General features: G+C 35.0%; 16 protein-coding genes. 7 read left to right on the top strand and 9 right to left on the bottom strand.

The window, feature by feature from the left end; genetic code table 11:
- Positions 1–34 precede the first annotated feature (34 nt).
- Positions 35–1,201, bottom strand: coding sequence for a formimidoylglutamase (locus R3L15_RS10435; RefSeq protein ID WP_338731567.1), 1,167 nt, complete (start codon positions 1,199–1,201; stop codon positions 35–37).
- Between the two features lie 6 nt (positions 1,202–1,207).
- A complete protein-coding gene (gene topA / locus R3L15_RS10440; protein WP_338731569.1) occupies positions 1,208–3,703 on the bottom strand; it encodes a type I DNA topoisomerase in 2,496 nt (831 codons plus the stop codon).
- Between the two features lie 204 nt (positions 3,704–3,907).
- Between topA and miaB the strand changes: the two genes are divergently transcribed.
- The 7 genes from miaB (at position 3,908) to groL (ending at position 10,627) form a co-directional block, all read left to right on the top strand.
- On the top strand, positions 3,908–5,356 hold the full coding sequence (miaB, locus tag R3L15_RS10445; protein WP_338731571.1) for a tRNA (N6-isopentenyl adenosine(37)-C2)-methylthiotransferase MiaB: 1,449 nt from the start codon (positions 3,908–3,910) through the stop codon (positions 5,354–5,356).
- Positions 5,357–5,412: 56 nt separating this feature from the next.
- On the top strand, positions 5,413–6,669 hold the full coding sequence (locus R3L15_RS10450) for a sigma-54 dependent transcriptional regulator (RefSeq protein WP_338731572.1): 1,257 nt from the start codon (positions 5,413–5,415) through the stop codon (positions 6,667–6,669).
- Positions 6,670–7,179: an LptE family protein gene (locus tag R3L15_RS10455; RefSeq protein ID WP_338731573.1), complete on the top strand. Its 510-nt coding sequence runs from the start codon at positions 6,670–6,672 to the stop codon at positions 7,177–7,179. It begins immediately after the preceding gene.
- A 1-nt stretch (position 7,180) separates the two neighbouring features.
- Positions 7,181–8,074 (top strand): hypothetical protein, encoded by an 894-nt coding sequence (locus R3L15_RS10460; RefSeq protein WP_338731575.1) that lies wholly within the window; start codon positions 7,181–7,183, stop codon positions 8,072–8,074.
- A gap of 6 nt (positions 8,075–8,080) precedes the next feature.
- Positions 8,081–8,437, top strand: a complete 357-nt coding sequence (gene secG / locus R3L15_RS10465; protein ID WP_338731577.1) for a preprotein translocase subunit SecG — start codon at positions 8,081–8,083, stop codon at positions 8,435–8,437.
- Between the two features lie 203 nt (positions 8,438–8,640).
- Positions 8,641–8,916 (top strand): co-chaperone GroES, encoded by a 276-nt coding sequence (gene groES / locus R3L15_RS10470; protein ID WP_338731578.1) that lies wholly within the window; start codon positions 8,641–8,643, stop codon positions 8,914–8,916.
- Between the two features lie 79 nt (positions 8,917–8,995).
- Positions 8,996–10,627, top strand: a complete 1,632-nt coding sequence (gene groL, locus R3L15_RS10475; protein WP_338731580.1) for a chaperonin GroEL — start codon at positions 8,996–8,998, stop codon at positions 10,625–10,627.
- 123 nt (positions 10,628–10,750) lie between these two features.
- Here groL and R3L15_RS10480 read toward each other — a convergent pair whose 3' ends face one another.
- The 7 genes from R3L15_RS10480 to R3L15_RS10510 all read right to left on the bottom strand — a co-directional run bounded on the left by R3L15_RS10480 (position 10,751) and on the right by R3L15_RS10510 (position 18,104).
- Positions 10,751–11,608, bottom strand: coding sequence for an HAEPLYID family protein (locus R3L15_RS10480; protein WP_338731582.1), 858 nt, complete (start codon positions 11,606–11,608; stop codon positions 10,751–10,753).
- An 83-nt stretch (positions 11,609–11,691) separates the two neighbouring features.
- Positions 11,692–12,078: a hypothetical protein gene (locus tag R3L15_RS10485; protein ID WP_338731583.1), complete on the bottom strand. Its 387-nt coding sequence runs from the start codon at positions 12,076–12,078 to the stop codon at positions 11,692–11,694.
- Positions 12,079–12,197: 119 nt separating this feature from the next.
- Positions 12,198–12,551 (bottom strand): cation transporter, encoded by a 354-nt coding sequence (locus R3L15_RS10490; RefSeq protein ID WP_338731584.1) that lies wholly within the window; start codon positions 12,549–12,551, stop codon positions 12,198–12,200.
- 22 nt (positions 12,552–12,573) lie between these two features.
- Complete coding sequence (locus tag R3L15_RS10495; RefSeq protein ID WP_338731585.1) at positions 12,574–14,817, bottom strand: TonB-dependent receptor; 2,244 nt, start codon at positions 14,815–14,817, stop codon at positions 12,574–12,576.
- A 20-nt stretch (positions 14,818–14,837) separates the two neighbouring features.
- Positions 14,838–15,566 carry a MauE/DoxX family redox-associated membrane protein gene (locus tag R3L15_RS10500; RefSeq protein ID WP_338731586.1) on the bottom strand — a complete coding sequence of 243 codons (729 nt, stop codon included), beginning with the start codon at positions 15,564–15,566 and terminating at the stop codon, positions 14,838–14,840.
- A gap of 68 nt (positions 15,567–15,634) precedes the next feature.
- Positions 15,635–16,036, bottom strand: coding sequence for an HYC_CC_PP family protein (locus tag R3L15_RS10505; RefSeq protein WP_338731587.1), 402 nt, complete (start codon positions 16,034–16,036; stop codon positions 15,635–15,637).
- A gap of 115 nt (positions 16,037–16,151) precedes the next feature.
- The gene (locus tag R3L15_RS10510; protein WP_338731588.1) at positions 16,152–18,104 is read right to left on the bottom strand and encodes a sialate O-acetylesterase; all 1,953 of its coding nucleotides are present in this window, start codon (positions 18,102–18,104) and stop codon (positions 16,152–16,154) included.
- Position 18,105 lies beyond the last annotated feature (1 nt).

Here is an 18,105-nt window from a genome sequence, read left to right on the forward strand (position 1 = left end):
CACCGATGATATTGTACGTTTTATGCTCATTTTATTATATACAATTCTTTTTGAACGCTTTATACCAACGCTCAGGTACTTTATTATTACAAGCATCTACGTAATCTTGATGCATGCACGGTAATAACGTATGTTTTTTTAATTTATTATTAACGTTTGATAAAAAAGGAATTTCTATCCACCATCGTCCAGTTTTATTACTTTTAAAGAAGATAAGTTCTTGCTCCTCTACTAAAGTGATAAATTTCTGGTAGCTCTTTTCATCTGAAAAATCATCATCACTAACTCTAAAAGAAAATCCTTCAATGAAATACCACATAATTTGAGCTACTAACATTGGCGTTACATCGTCATCGTTTGATGGTTTATATTCGTAAACACCAAAGGAGGATACTTTATTACTTATCCCTGCATATCTTGAAATAGCACAAATTTCTTTCCCATCTAACCCGTTAGGCGACAGCTGCTGTCTCCCTCCTAATTCTGATGCCTTTACTGCATTTAAATCAACACTTACAATATTAGCATCTCGCATTACAGGTTCTGCTAAAGTTATATTGTTTGACACCTCTCCTAATCTATAAGATTCGAAATAGAGTTTCTCCATTAAATCTATTTCTTCTTGTGAATTAAAATAGGTTTGGTAACCAATTGTTGAGTAATTGAACAAATTATATGGTTGATCTACAACAATTTTCCCAACAAAGCTATCACTCTTTATTGGTTTTGCAGAATCACCCAAGTTAAATTTTGAATCTACATTTACAATATTAACCATAGGAATAATATTGTCGTAAGCGCGATAGTTAGCAAATGTTAAATCCTGACTTCCTCCTAATATGATAGGTATAATTTTTTTCTGGATAAGAATTTCCAGAATTGTTCTCAGCGCATAATAAGTATCTTCAACAGTCTCTCCTTTATTAATGTCGCCTAAATCGGCTACCTTAACATTCCAATTACCTGGAAATAATTGATAGAACGATTTTCTAATATTATCGAGATAGATTTCATCACCAATATAATCAATATCATTTCTATTCTCTAAAACGCCAATTATAGCTAATTGAACGTGCTCTAAATCTGGAAAACCATTCTGATTGGAGTGAATTAACACCTTTCTCCCTAGCGCCTGCGAAGCCAGTAATGTTGTATGCGCCATTACTGAATCGGAAACAGGAGAAAGAAAATCAAAGTTCATTTAGGATTATTTCTTTTTGGTTGTAGACTTTTTTCTGGTTGTTTTTTTCTTCTTTTTTGGGGCATTCTTCTCTAGATGCGCTTGAGCTTCTTCTAAAGTCATATCAGACACATCTACTGTTTTAGGCAGTTCTACTTTAGTTTTACCTTTTATAATGTTATGTCTTCCCCAACGCGCTTTCTCTACTCTTATGCCTTCTTTTTCCCAATTATGAATAAGCTTATCGCGTTCTTTTTGAAGCTTATCTTCTATTAAGGTTTCAATGTCATTATCAGAAAGATTATCCCAATCGTACTTTTTGTTTACATTAATGAACATATTGTTCCATTTTATAAATGGTCCAAAACGCCCTTTACCTTTGGTTACATCGTGATCTTTATAATTATAAATTGGGGCATCGGCTTTTTGTCTCTCCTTAATAAGCTCAATAGCATCACTCATCTCAACATCCAACGGATCTTTTCCTTTTGGCAGTGAAATGTATTTTTTACCAAACTTTACATAAGGCCCATAGCGACCATTATTCACTTCTACCGTTTCGCCTTCATAGTCGCCAAGCTGTTTTGGAAGTTTGAATAAATCCATAGCTTCTTCAAACGTAATAGTATTTAATTGTTGATCTGGGCTTAAGCTAGCAAATAGTGGTTTTTCTTCCTCCTCGGCTGTTCCTATTTGAACCATTGGTCCAAAACGTCCTAAACGCACACTTACTTGACGTCCAGTTTCAGGATCGGCACCAAGAATTCGTTCGCCAGATTCACGTTCGGCATTCTCTTGAACATCTTCTACTATTGGATGAAAATCTTTATAAAAAGCTTTCATCATATTTTCCCAATCTATTTTTCCATCAGCAATATCATCAAAGTCTTCTTCTACTTTTGCTGTGAAATTATAATCTAAAATAGTGTCAAAATGATTTACTAAGAAATCGGTTACTATCATTCCTATATCTGTTGGCACCAACTTCCCTTTATCCGAACCTACTTTTTCTGTTAAAGTAACATCTTTAACATTACCCTCTTTTAAAGTTAGCTGAACATAATTGCGTTCTACACCTTCTACAGTACCTTTTTCAATATAGCCTCTATTTTGAATAGTTGAAATAGTTGGCGCGTAAGTAGATGGTCTACCAATACCAAGTTCTTCAAGTTTTTTAACCAAAGAAGCTTCTGTAAAACGATATGGCGGACGTGTAAAACGTTGCGTAGCGGTAATGAAATTATTGAAAAGTGCTTCGTTGACAGTTAGTTTTGGCAACATTCCGTCTTGCTCGCCATCTTCATCATCAGTACCTTCAAGATAAACTTTTAGGAACCCATCAAATTTAATCATCTCACCATTTGCAGTAAACAATTCTTTGTGGGTTGTAGCGCTTATTTTTACATTGGTACGCTCTAATTGGGCTTCGCTCATTTGCGACGCTATAGCACGTTTCCAAATTAACTCGTATAATCGTGCTTGATCGCGATCTACATTTACGGTATGTCTTGAAAAATCGGTAGGACGAATAGCTTCGTGAGCCTCTTGTGCGCCTTTAGATTTTCCTTTATAGTTTCTTGGCTTGCTATAGTTAGAACCATAAGCAGCTTCTATTTCACGTTGCGCACCACTTTTTGCTTCGTCTGATAAATTTACACTATCGGTTCTCATATAAGTAATCAAACCAGCTTCGTATAAACGTTGCGCCATGGTCATGGTTTTGCTCACAGAAAAATACAATTTTCTTGACGCTTCCTGTTGTAATGTTGATGTTGTAAATGGTGGTGCTGGCGATTTCTTTGCAGGTTTTTTCTGTAAATCGGCAACGCTAAAGTCTGCAGAAGCATTAGCCTCAAGAAACTTTAATGCGTCTTCTTTAGTATCAAAATTCTTTGGAAGTTTGGCTTTAAAAGTTTGACCTTCTTCTGTTGAAAATTCAGCATCTATTCTGTAAGAAGCCACCGGTTTAAACCCTTCAATTTCTCGTTCACGCTCAACTATTAAACGCACAGAAACCGATTGAACACGCCCCGCTGACAACCCGCCTTTTACTTTTCGCCAAAGCACAGGTGACAATTCGTAACCCACAATTCTATCCAATACACGACGTGCTTGTTGTGCATCTACTAAATCGTAATCTATACTTCTAGGATTCTCTATCGCTTTTTTAATAGCTGTTTTAGTAATCTCGTGAAATACAATACGTTTTGTTTTTTCTTTATCTAAACCTAGCGACTCTGCCAAATGCCATGCAATAGCTTCTCCTTCACGATCCTCATCACTAGCTAGCCAAACTGTTTCGGCTTTTTTAGCAAGTTCTTTTAGCTTTTTAACAACCGCTTTTTTGTCTTTAGACACTTCATATTTAGGCTTAAAATCTCCTTCTACATCTACTCCTAATTCTTTTGAAGGTAAATCTGCAATATGCCCAAAACTAGACTCCACTTTAAAATCCTTTCCTAGGAATTTTTCAATGGTTTTGGCCTTTGCAGGTGACTCCACTATTACTAAATTCTTCGCCATAAATCGATTTTTAAGGTTACAAATGTAATTGAAAAAAAACTTATGTTCCTAATTTTTGATGGTCTCTGTACGTAAACCCTATCATTTTCAGCAATAAATTTTTAATTTTTATAACAAAATCTCATTCTGACACTTTGTCATAGTCTATAAATAAATTGTATCTTTGCACACTTATTGACAAGCAAGTACTATTCAATATTGTATATGGAGAAGATTATAGACGAAAACAAACAAGGCGAAAACCTAATTACAGAAAAGAAAGCAGGAAACAACCGAAAACTTTTTATTGAAAGTTATGGGTGCCAGATGAATTTTAGCGATAGCGAAATCGTGGCTTCTATCTTATCTGAAAATGGTTACAACACCACGCAAGAACTTGAAGATGCCGATTTGGTTTTAGTAAACACCTGTTCTATTCGTGATAAAGCAGAACAAACTGTAAGAAAACGACTTGAAAAATACAATGCCGTAAAACGCGAAGTAAACCCTAACATGAAAGTAGGGGTTTTAGGTTGCATGGCAGAACGCTTAAAAAGTAAATTTCTAGAAGAAGAAAAAATCGTCGATCTCGTTGTGGGACCAGATGCTTACAAAGATTTACCTAATTTACTTTCCGAAGTGGAAGATGGTCGCGATGCCATTAATGTGATTCTTTCTAAAGAAGAAACCTATGGAGACATCGCTCCTGTGCGTTTAAATACTAATGGCGTTACGGCTTTTGTATCTATTACACGTGGTTGCGACAATATGTGCACATTTTGTGTTGTACCGTTTACCAGAGGACGTGAACGTAGTCGCAACCCACAAAGTATTGTTGAAGAAATTAACGATTTATCCAATAAAGGCTATAAAGAAGTCACGCTTCTTGGTCAAAACGTAGATAGTTACCTGTGGTATGGTGGCGGACTGAAAAAAGATTTTGACAAAGCTACCGATATGCAAAAGGCAACGGCTGTTAATTTTGCCAAGCTCTTAGAACTTTGTGCCCAAGCACAACCAAAAATGCGTTTTCGTTTCTCAACATCTAACCCACAAGACATGACTTTAGATGTTATTGAAACCATGGCCAAATATCAGAACATTTGTAAGTACATACATTTACCTGTACAAAGCGGAAGCAACCGTATTTTAAAAGCCATGAATCGTCAACATACACGTGAAGAATATTTTGAAATGATTGATAATATTCGTCGTATTATTCCAGATTGTGCTATTTCTCAAGATATGATTGCAGGGTTTCCAACCGAAACCGAAGACGATCATCAAGATACTTTAAGCTTAATGGAATATGTAAAATACGATTTCGGATTTATGTTTGCTTATTCTGAAAGACCAGGAACATTAGCCGAACGTAAACTAGATGACGACATTCCAGAAGCGACAAAAAAGCGTCGTTTGCAAGAAATTATTCAATTACAACAAGAACACAGCCATTATAGAACACAACAACACCTTGGTAAAGTTGAAGAAGTTTTAATTGAAAAGGAATCTAAAAAATCGGATGCGCATTGGGCGGGACGAAACAGCCAAAATACTATGGTGGTTTTCCCTAAAGAAAACTACAAACCTGGCGATTTTGTAAATGTAAAAATAACCGATTGTACAAAGGCTACCTTAATTGGCAATCCAGTTGGGTATTCAGAAAATAATTAATAAAGTTTTTCCTTTTAAAAAGGAATCTAAAGACACTCACTTTAGTGAGCAATATTATGGAATCAATACAAGCTATAAAACAACGCTTTGAAATTATTGGTAACGACCCTGGGTTAAATCGTGCTATTGAAAAAGCCATACAAGTGGCACCAACCGACATCTCTGTATTGGTTACAGGTGAAAGTGGTGTTGGTAAAGAAAGTATTCCAAAAATTATTCATCAATTATCACACCGTAAACACGGTAAATATATTGCTGTAAACTGTGGTGCTATTCCAGAAGGCACCATAGATAGTGAGTTATTTGGTCACGAAAAAGGCGCTTTTACAGGTGCCACACAAACACGAAACGGGTATTTTGAAGTTGCCGATGGCGGCACCATTTTTCTTGATGAAGTTGGCGAATTACCTTTAACTACACAAGTACGTTTATTACGTGTTTTGGAAAATGGCGAGTTTATAAAAGTAGGTAGTAGCAAAGTACAGAAAACTAATGTACGTATAGTAGCGGCAACAAACGTGAATATGTTTGAAGCCATTAAAAAAGATAAATTCCGTGAAGATTTATACTATCGTTTAAGCACTGTTGAAATTCATTTACCACCATTACGTGAACGTAAAGACGATATTCACCTATTATTTAGAAAATTTGCCAGTGATTTTGCTTTAAAATACAAAATGCCCACGGTAAAACTTATAGACGATGCTGTTAATATGTTGCTAAAATACCGATGGAACGGCAATATTCGTCAGCTTCGTAACGTTGCAGAACAAATCTCCGTCTTGGAGCAAAACAGAACCATTTCACCCGATACGCTTAGAAGCTACCTTCCAGATGCAGGAAGCAATTTACCTGCGGTAGTTAATCAAACCAAATCGGAAAGCGATTTTAGTAACGAACGTGAAATTCTGTATAAGGTTTTGTTCGATATGAAAAGTGACCTCAACGATTTGAAAAAACTCACCATGGAATTGATGAAAAGTGGAAATACGTCTGAAGTTGCCAAAGACAACGAAAGCTTGATTCAAAAAATATATGGTGAAAATGAAAATGAAGCCACTATAGAAGACTTAGAAGTACTTTCAATCCCAGAAAAACACGAACCACAACCTATTGAGCAAGAACCGCAAGAAGATAAATATCATTTTGCTGAAGATGTTGAAGAAGAAGAAACCTTATCGCTCCAAGACAAAGAATTAGAACTCATAAAAAAATCTTTGGAACGGCACAACGGAAAACGTAAATTGGCAGCACAAGAATTAGGCATTAGCGAACGCACACTTTATAGAAAAATAAAACAATACGACTTGTAAATGAAACGATATACTAATTTTATAATTACTTTTTGTTTTACCATATTACTTTTTGGTTGTGGTATATATTCATTTACTGGCGCCTCAATACCAGCAGGAACAAAAACATTTCAGGTTAATTATTTTCAAAATAATGCCATGTTAATAGAACCTGGTTTAGATAGAGATTTTACGAATGCGCTAACCGATTTACTTTTAAATCAAACCAATCTAGATTTAGTTAAAAGTAATGGCGATTTAGTTTACGAAGGCGAAATAACAGAGTATCGTATTTCACCAACAACAGCAACTGCCGAAAATACAGCTGCTCAAAACCGTTTAACTATGAGTGTTAATGTTAGGTTTTATAATAAAAACTCTGAAGACGACTTTCAAGAACAACGCTTTTCGTTTTTCTACGATTACGGCAGAAACGAGCAACTTATTGGTCCAGCAAGAGATGAAGCTCACGAAGTTCTTTTTGAACGCTTAACACAAGACATTTTTAACGCCACATTGGCTAAATGGTAGTATGGAACATTTCAATTTTAAATATATACTACAAAATCCCAAACATATGCTTCCGGCATATACAGAAGATTTACAATCTATAATTGATAAATATCCCTATTTTCAATCACCTAAAGCTATTCTTTTAAAAGCGCTAAAAAACAAAGGAAGTTTTAAATACAATAAAGCACTAAAAACAACAGCCGCTTACACTACCGATCGTAGTATTTTATTCGATTTTATAACCTCTGAAGACTTCCTGCAGAATCAAATTTCTGAGTCTATTAAACAAAACTCCTCTAGTTTAAAAACATTAGACGTAAACGCTGAAGACATTTCTGTAAACAAGCATGTTACTATTGATGATAATTTAAAACAGCAAATACAAGAAACCTCTAGCGTTTTAGATCCAGAATTATTCACGCCTAAAGAATCATCAAATCAAAAAGATGACAATACTAGCAAAAAACACGATTCTTTAAAACCAAAAGAAGATGTTCCAAATAAAGTTTTGAAAATTGGAGAACCCTTAGAGTTTACTCAAAACGAAACACATTCTTTTAACGAGTGGCTTAAACTTACACGTTTTTCTCCCATTGAAAGAGAAGATACACAACCAGAAATACCAACTTCCGAACGCGATAAAAAGTTTAAACTAATAGATAAGTTTATCTCTAAAAACCCCAAACTAAAACCAGAGAAAACAGCAAGTAAAAACAAAAATTTGGCTGAACAGCAAATGATTCAACCAGATACATTAATGACTGAAACACTAGCCAGAATTTATGTTGAACAAAAGAACTACAAAAAGGCGATTCAATCTTATAAAATTTTAAGTTTGAAATATCCAGAAAAAAGTGGTTTCTTTGCAGACCAAATTAAAGCAATACAAAAATTACAAGAACAAAATAAATAAATCATAATGAGTACGTTTACTATATTTTTAGCATTAATTGTTGTCGTAGCCTTTTTATTGGTTGTAGTAATCATGGTACAAAACCCAAAAGGTGGTGGCTTATCGTCTTCTTTTGGTGGCGGTGGTACGCAACAATTAGGTGGTGTAAAAAAGACGACTGATTTCCTTGACAAAAGCACCTGGACATTGGCAGCCTTAATGTTAGCCTTAATATTATTATCAAATGTAGCCATAGAAAGAGGTCCAAGAGCAGAATCTAAAGCTCTAGATCCTGATGCCACTACAACACAACCTGTAACGACTCCAGATGCAGCTCCAGCAACACAAAACGAGACTGGAACTAACAATAACGATACCGAGTAAATACTAAGAAATAACACTATTTTAAATGCCAACTTAATTAAGTTGGCATTTTTTTTTACTAGTCAATTAAGAACATCCTTTCCTAAAATTGAAAAGTAGCTTCTTAACCAAAAATGAAATTTTGTCAGTCATTATCTATTGGCACATTTTTAGCTTAATGCATAGCATTAACTAATAAAAATAAATTTAAAAACATAACACAAATGGCATTAAACATTAAACCTTTAGCAGACAGAGTTCTTGTAGAGCCTGTTGAAGCTGAAACTAAAACTGCTGCTGGAATTATTATTCCAGATAACGCCAAAGAAAAACCACAAAAAGGCAAAGTAGTTGCTGTAGGCAATGGCACTAAAGACGAACCAATGACTGTTAACGTTGGAGACACTGTGCTTTACGGAAAGTATTCTGGAACCGAATTAAAACTTGACGGTAAAGACTATTTAATTATGCGTGAAAGCGACATTTTCGCGATTGTGTAAACCACATTAAACAACCAAACAACTTAAAAAATAAATTAACCGCCTAAAGCTTTCCGCTTAAGGCATAAAGCAAAAACAAATGGCAAAAGATATAAAGTTTGATATTGAAGCACGCGACGGACTTAAACGTGGTGTCGATGCTTTAGCAAATGCAGTAAAAGTAACTTTAGGTCCTAAAGGACGTAACGTAATCATTTCAAAAAGTTTTGGAGCGCCTTCTGTAACAAAAGACGGTGTTTCTGTAGCTAAAGAAGTAGAATTAGAAGACGAGCTTGAAAACATGGGTGCGCAAATGGTTAAAGAAGTGGCCAGTAAAACCAACGACCTTGCTGGTGATGGTACTACAACCGCAACTGTTTTGGCTCAAGCTATCGTGAAAGAAGGACTAAAAAATGTTGCTGCAGGTGCTAACCCAATGGATTTAAAACGCGGTATTGACAAAGCTGTTGAAGCTATTACTGCCGATCTTGAAAAACAAGCTAAAAAAGTTGGTAACTCTTCAGAGAAAATTAAGCAAGTTGCTGCCATTTCTGCTAATAACGACAACACTATTGGCGAACTAATTGCTAAAGCATTTGGCAAAGTTGGTAAAGAAGGTGTTATTACTGTTGAAGAAGCTAAAGGCCTAGATACTTATGTTGATGTTGTAGAAGGGATGCAATTTGATAGAGGGTATTTATCACCTTACTTTGTAACCGATTCTGATAAAATGATTGCAGATTTAGAAAATCCATACATTTTATTATTCGACAAAAAGATTTCAAACCTACAGGAAATCCTTCCTATTCTTGAGCCCGTAGCACAATCTGGTCGTCCATTATTAATTATTGCTGAAGATGTAGAAGGACAAGCTTTAGCTACATTAGTAGTAAACAAACTACGAGGTGGATTAAAAATTGCCGCTGTTAAAGCTCCTGGATTTGGCGACAGACGTAAAGCCATGCTAGAAGATATTGCTATCTTAACTGGTGGAACAGTAATTTCAGAAGAACGTGGATTCTCTCTTGAAAATGCCGATTTATCAATGCTAGGTACTGCTGAAACTGTAACTATTGACAAAGACAATACAACAATTGTTAATGGTTCTGGTGATGCTGAAAACATAAAAGCACGTGTCAACCAAATTAAAGCGCAAATAGAAACTACAACAAGCGACTACGACAAAGAAAAGCTTCAAGAACGTTTAGCTAAATTAGCTGGCGGTGTTGCCGTACTTTATGTTGGTGCAGCTAGCGAAGTGGAAATGAAAGAAAAGAAAGATCGTGTTGACGATGCGCTTCACGCTACAAGAGCTGCCGTTGAAGAAGGTATTGTTGCAGGTGGTGGCGTTGCTTTAGTACGTGCTAAAAAAATGCTTGAAAAGTTAACTACCGAAAACCTTGACGAAACAACAGGCGTTCAAATTGTGAACAAAGCTATTGAGTCGCCTATTAGAACTATTGTTGAAAACGCAGGTGGCGAAGGCTCTGTGGTTATTAACAAAGTATTAGAAGGTAAAAAAGGTTTTGGCTACGACGCTAAAAACGAGCAATATGTAGATATGCTTGAAACTGGTATTATCGATCCTAAGAAAGTAACACGTGTAGCCTTAGAAAATGCGGCTTCTGTTGCTGGTATGATCTTAACTACCGAATGTGCTTTAGTAGATATTAAAGAAGATGAACCTGCAATGCCTCCAATGGGCGGCGGCGGAATGCCAGGAATGATGTAATAGCGAATCGCTACAAATAAATTATTCGCTCTTACAAAAACAAATATTAAGAGTTGAATTCTATAAAATAAAAAGCCTTTGAAAATAAATCAAAGGCTTTTTATTTTATAAAGATCTAGCAATTTAATGCTTATGCTTTGGTTCCCATATAAGTCTAATAAATGAACTTAACCTTTCATTTTCTCTACTTATAGGAATACCGGCAATTATGCCCACCATCAAATCATCGGCAATACCCAAACGCATTTGTGGCCGCATCGTCATATCAAAATCTTTTTTATCAAATGTCTTATTGAATTCGACACCTATAAAATTTCTAGTACCTGTTATCATATAATGAAAACTCGTATTAATATCATAAGTTGTATGGAACTCATTTGTACTTAAGTCTTGTCCTATCATTGGACCTGTATAAATTAATGAGTGAAAATTACGCCCCCAACGTTTAGCTACTACAAAAAACGGATTATACACGTTTCCTTTGATAAAAGGTTTACCAAAGTCTCTAAAACTAGATAACTCAAATTCATTAATATAACCAATTGCCATGGATGTTGCCATTGGTTCACTTACAAAAAACGACCATTGTGCCGCTATCTTTATACTATTAAGTTGATTTGACGGAATATAATTTATATCTGCTCCGTTTATTGGTGAGTAAAAAGTAAAAGGCAACTCTACTTCTAAACCTAGTCTATCTGCTGGTGCCCATTCATATTCTATTAAGGCTTCATAAGAATCAAATTCAGTATTATCTGTAAGTCCTAATCCAAGATTCCATTCTCTTTCACCTTTTCTAGCACCTAGATCTCGTATTAAATCAATATATAAAGGTTCTGCATGTAAAACTTTATCAGGTTCTTTATCGTTCTCTACTTGTTGAATATAAAGACTGTCTTTTGCAACATCTGAAATTTGAGCAAAAGCATATGGTGATGATACTAATACAACGATTAGCATCAGTATTTTATTGATGTTCATTTTTGATTTGTTTATTGTGTATTAATAATTTATCCAATACCAGAAGTAAAGGTATTGGACTATAAAAGCGTTATAAAAACAAATCAAACTTTGGGAGGTGGACTATCTATTTCCTTAAAACCATTAAGTAAATGAGAACTATGGTCAAGGAAACTATTTTTCTTTTTGGTTAACCACAAGCAAGGCTTAACTTCATTGTCTGAGTTTTGGTAAACCAAAAAATCAATTTTAGAGTGCTTCTTTGAATTGTGGTCTTCCGAATCATAATCATCGTATTCTTGAATAGCATCTTCATAGCCCAATACTTTTTCTAAAACAAATTCAATGATACTTTCTTGATCATTAAACGATAAATCTTCAGGAATATATTCAGGGTAAGGATCTGCAGCATCAATACTTATATTGAGGAAATAAAGCCCCATAAAGCACCAAATAATTTTAGAAAAAACACTATTTCTTATACTTTTCATTACAATCTAAAATTACTGTTTTGATTAAAAAATCAAAACAGTAATCAGAAAAAAACAGAATCTTCTTCTACCTTTTAGTTATTATACTTAATCCCGTATTATTCTTTTTTAGTCAGCTCCTACTCTTTATGATCATCCTTAACTTCTTCTTCGCGGTATTTGCAGCAAGGATGAACGGAATTATATGCTTCGTCCGTTGCTTTCATATCCTTTAAGTCGTGACCAACCGCTAATATGTTTTTCTTAACATCGTCTAAACTGGTTTTACCCTCATTATAGATTAAACGCAACTCGTGGGTTTGCACATTCCAATTAGCACTTTTTACGCCTTTTGTTTTAATACACGCTTTTTCAATACGATCTTTACACATCATACACACACCATCAACCTCGAAAGAAGCTTTGGCATTTTTATTTTGTGCAAACGATACTGTTGCTATTAAAAAGGTTGCTATTACTAGTATTTTTTTCATTGTTATTTAATTTTATATGTTTTTATTTAATTCTGAATCGCAATCCTGCGTAATACATACTACCAAAAATTGGTCCGTACACATAAGTAGTATCAAAATTCGCTCCAAACGGATCTTCCGCTCCCATAATTGGGTTATCTTGACGTACATTAGTAATGTTTTCACCTCCTAAATATACTTCAAATTTAGAAGAAAACACTTTGGTTATCTGTGCATTTAAGGTACCTACTGTTGGTGTTTTTTCTGGTAATTGATATTGCACTGGATTAGTAATTGTTGATGAAAACCGCTGTTCCCCTAACCAATTATAAGTTGCATCAAATTTCCATTGTGCACCATTTTCTTTTCTGTAAGTTTCATAACCTGCATTGGCAAAAAAGCGATGTTTTGGTGTTAATGGTCTTGGTTTTTTTCCGGTTAAATACTTAGTCTTTACGTCGTAATATTTATATGCCAAACGCACATCAAAACGTTTAAACATATTATAATTTATTTCTGTTTGAAAACTATTAGCATAACTATCATCCTCTAAATTGTAAAAACTGATTTCTTGCGGATTTTCCCAATCGGCAACGACTTGGTTTTGAAAATCGGTACGGTAAAAATCAACACTAACATCGGCTTTTCTTTCAAAGAGATTAAAGCCTTGTAAAAATGATACGCCATAATTCCACGCAATTTCAGGATCCAACCCATAAATCTCGCCACCATTTGAACCTATAACATTAATAGCTCTTGAGGTTGCAAATAGGCTTTGATTTTCTGCAAAAATATTAGCCGAACGTTTTCCACGACCAAACGATGCTCGAAACGCCGATTTTTCCCAAGGTGTGTAACGTGCGTGCAATCTTGGGGTAACAAAAAAGCCTAGTTTATTATGATTGTCTACACGTATGCCAGCGGTTAGATTTAGTTTGTCTAAATTATCAAAATTATACTCGAAAAAAGCACCAATCGAATTATCTATACGCTCAAAAGTATTTAACTCAACAAGCTCATCATAATGGTCGTAAGTAAAGCTAACACCAGTTTTTATTTTATGTCGCGAATCGCTGATTATGGAGTTATACATTACGTTAGAGTAAATACTATTATGCTCAATATTGTACTCTCGCAACCCAAAATACGAATCTTGTTGATGATTGCTTACTGCAAACTGCACACCTACACTTCGCCAAGGTAACTCTGGGTTAACATATCCTAGCTTTCCAGAAAAATCGAAACGTTGCGTATCTATTTCGCTTCCCCAAGCGTTGGTAGTTAGTTTATCGGTGTTTGGATTGAAATCCAATTCGCCTGTTTGTTTTTCATCGGTTAAATATCTAAAGTTGAAAAAGCCTACAAAGCCGTTTTCGGTATCGGTATATTGCCAACGATTCATCACGTTTATTTGATGGTAAAGTGGCATATCCAAAAAGTTATCATGATTAACATCGTGTTCTTTTTGATGCATATTTCCGTGTAAATACAAACCCGTGCTCCACTTATCGCTTAACTTAGCATTAAAATGTGTGTTTAACTCCAAACGTTCATTGCTTGCACCATAAAGGTTTACAAATAACTTGTCGTCTTTTGTTGGCTTTTGAAGTTCGGCATTAATTTGCCCTGCAATACTTTCGTAACCATTAACCACACTTCCAGCACCTTTGGTAATTTGAATACTTTCTACCCAAGTTCCAGGTGTAAACGTTAACCCATAGGCTTGCGAAGCACCTCGAACCGAAGGAATATTCTCTGTAGCAATTAAAATATATGGACTTGTAAGCCCCAACATTTTTATTTGTTTGGTACCTGAAACGGCATCGGCGAAATTAACATCGATTGACGGGTTGGTTTCAAAGCTTTCAGATAAATTGCAGCAGGCTGCTTTTAAAAGTTCTTCGCTACTTACATTCATCACATTTTGGGCTTGTAAATAAGATTTTGAAGTAGCTTTTTTACGAGAGACTATTTCAACTTCATCTAACTCGCTTGTCGCTTTTAAAAAGTGTTTTATAGGCTTATTGGAGTCATTTACCGAAATGGTATCGGTTTTATAGCCAACAAAACTAACGACTAAGTCTTTGTACTCTGTTTCATAAGTAATAGAAAAGTTACCCTCAAAATCGGTTACATCACCAATACTTGTATTTAACCAATACACATTGGCGCCTGGAAGTGGTATTTCGTTCCCTTGGTTGTCTATTTCCAAGATTTTTCCACTTACATTTTCTTGCGAAACCATTACTACAGGTAAAACAAATAGTATATATAATAGTTTTTTCATTGTTTACATTGTTTTTTGGATTACGCATACATTTGAACAAGCATAATGATCGCCATAACAATCATAATGCTATTTTCGATAAAGGTGGCTTTGGTCATAGGGAGTTTTAATGCCGTACCCAAACACGCACATTGAATGGCTTTTTTATCCAGCAATGTTTTGGTCACGCCAATCGTAGTAATCCCCAAGATTATTAAGGTAACGATCAACGCCAACGGAACTTGAATACGCATTAAAAACATAATTCCTAAAGCGGTTTCAATGAAAGGATACATCCACGCGTAAGCTGGAATAGCTTTTGCCAATGGATCGTACATTTTAAAACTCTCAGGAAAGCCTTTTAAATCCAATAATTTGAAAAAACTAAAAATAATATAAAACAAGCCCATAAAATCGAGCATAAAATCGCTCCAATTCCAAGACTTAATATTTATTAATACTGAAGCTACAATGATATATCCAAAGATTAAAAACAATGGAAAAAGTTGTTTTAAATCAGATTTTTCTTCTTCTAGGTTTGTTGCTGATGTAAATACGTTTTGCTCTTGCTTTTTAGAAATTTGGTATTTATCAGGCAAAGCGCCTTGCAAGGTTTGCAAAGCAACGTGTTGTGACATTGTAATCACAACCTCGCCAGAGCTTAAATCGGCGTTTGCCTCATCAATATGATCTGTGTTCTGTAAAGCCTCTTCTACTTTAGCCTTACAGCCATTACAGGTCATTCCTGTAACGTTGTATGTATGTGTCATTTTTTTGATTTAATTTTTGATTGAACAATCTGTTATCCTATCCGTTTTCACGGAACTGTTCTATTAAATCAAATTAAGAAAACTTGGTCGCGCACTTGTATATCGGCAACCAAATTGGGAGGAGAATAATATTTGTGAGGAATTGTGTGTCGTGATAGATCCTCAAAAACACTGAGATAAGAATAAGTAAATGCTGTTAAAAACAGCTGTTGATTCAATTCAAGGTCTTCAAACTTTTTAATAGTTAATTGGTCTTGACCTTTTACAAAATCAATCGTGTCTTTACAACAATGCTTTTTTGTAATTGCAGCTTGCTCTGCCTCAAAAGCTTCCATATCGCATTTTTGCGCTTTGGTAAACACCGAGATATCGATTAAAGTGTCACCACAAAAATGCTTTTCTACCGTAAATGACACTGTAGAAAACAACACTAAAACAGCTAGCGCTACTGAAAAAATTTTATGAAACATAACTACTTTCACTTTGCAAAGGTATAAAAAATTAAAAAGCTACCTTAAAAATTAAGATAGCTTTAGTAACTTACTGAAAAGTCAATTATTTTTCATCCTAGATTATCGAAATATGTTAAGGGGTCATAATTTCGTAAGTAACATTTTTTGTTATCAATCCCCAATTATCTGTTCTAAATGGAACCGCTGGAAATCCTTCCTTATTATACAAATTACAGTTACCTGCATCGTCTGCCCAACCATATCTAACCGCAACTGGGGCTTTAACTTGGTTACTAAACATTTCAACTTTACCGTTTTGTATTATTGCTTGAGCTGGAAAAAACACTTTATCTGCACCTGCAATTTCAAAACCTTTTAATTCTGAATTGTTTTTAGTAACTAGCCCACTTCCTATATCGGTAAAAACTAACGTTATTTTATCCTTCTTAAGCTTCATTTTTTTAAATTTAGGTCCAGAAAACACATTGCTATTTCCATAGTCTTTATTTAGAGCTATAGCAGCAAGCCGCTTACCTACATCTTGTTTGTTCTTGGGGTGAATATCGGTGGCATTACCAATATCGGTAGTCACACACATTCCTGTATTTTTTACAGTTTCTAAAGTATAGGTTTGTGCCTCACGTAACTCGGCCCAACGACTTCCTTTGTTACTATTACCATTAAATTCATTAAAACTAGATAATTGCACAAAATAAAATGGAAAATCGCCTTGTTGCCATTGGTTACGCCAATCGGAAACCATTAATGGAAAAGCCCTTTTGTATTGAACAGCACGATGTACATTTGCTTCACCTTGATACCAAAGAACACCTTTTATAGCATATGGAATGATAGGGTTAAGCATGGCATTATACAATAATGATGGTTGGCTATTGGGGTCGAATCTTGTAATAGCTTCAACGACATTGTATTTCCAGTTTCCTGCTAAAGAATAAGTTTTACTTCCTACAGTTAAACTAACATTGGAAGCATTACCATAAATACCACCACCGCCAGCGTAATCGGTAACTTTTACAGCTATAACATTTTTACCTTCTTGTAATACACCTGCTGGTATATTATAAACTCTATCGGCATCGTATTGCGCTGTTTCACCAACTTTTACTCCATTAATGTAGGTGATATCATGATCATCTATTTTCGCCAATTTTAAGACTGCTTCTTTTCCTATATCATTTTTTGATATGTTAATGGTTTTACGAAACCAAAGCACACCGTCTAAACTTGGAAAATTTTGATTCTCCCATAATTCTGGTACTTTCATCTCTGGCCAAGTACTGTCATTAAAATTGTTTTCTACAATAACTTCACTCGCTAACGTGTTTAATTTACCTCCTTGTAATGTTTCAATATGATTGATTAATTTTTTACGTTGAATTTTCATAATCGAATCAACATTTACTTTAGGTGCTTTTTCTATAATACTAGAAAACTCGTCACTAGAAGTCAGCGCTTCATTACTTGTCCAAGTTTCCACACAAGTACCGCCCCAAGTAGTATTAATTAGACCAATAGGTACGTTTAATTGGTTGTAAATATCTCTTGCAAAAAAATAACCCGCAGCTGTAAACTGTCCTACGGTTTCTGGACTACACACACTCCAAGAAGCGCCTTTTAGATGCTCTTTAGGTGCAGACGATACGTCTTGTTCGATCCAAAATTGACGTATTAATGGATAATTGGCATTGGCAATTTCTGCTTCGGCATTGTTTGATTGCTTAACCGTAAACTCCATATTAGACTGCCCGCTACACACCCAAACTTCACCTACATAAACGTCTGAAACCACAATACTATTACGTCCTGATACTTTCAGCAAAAATGGCCCTCCAGCAACTTCGGGTTTTAAAACAACTTTCCAACGGCCATCTTTATTAGCTATCGTTTTTTGGGTTTGATTCTTAAATTGAACGGTAACTTCTTCATCAACATTTGCCCAACCCCAAACCGGAATATCTTGCTTTTGTTGCAACACCATACCTTCTGAAAACAGTTTAGGTAACGTAACTTCGGCTTGAATAGTACATGTTACTAAACAAACTAATAAGATGATTATGCTCTTCATT

The sequence above is a fragment of the Mangrovimonas cancribranchiae genome (assembly GCF_037126245.1).
GTDB lineage: Bacteria > Bacteroidota > Bacteroidia > Flavobacteriales > Flavobacteriaceae > Mangrovimonas > Mangrovimonas cancribranchiae.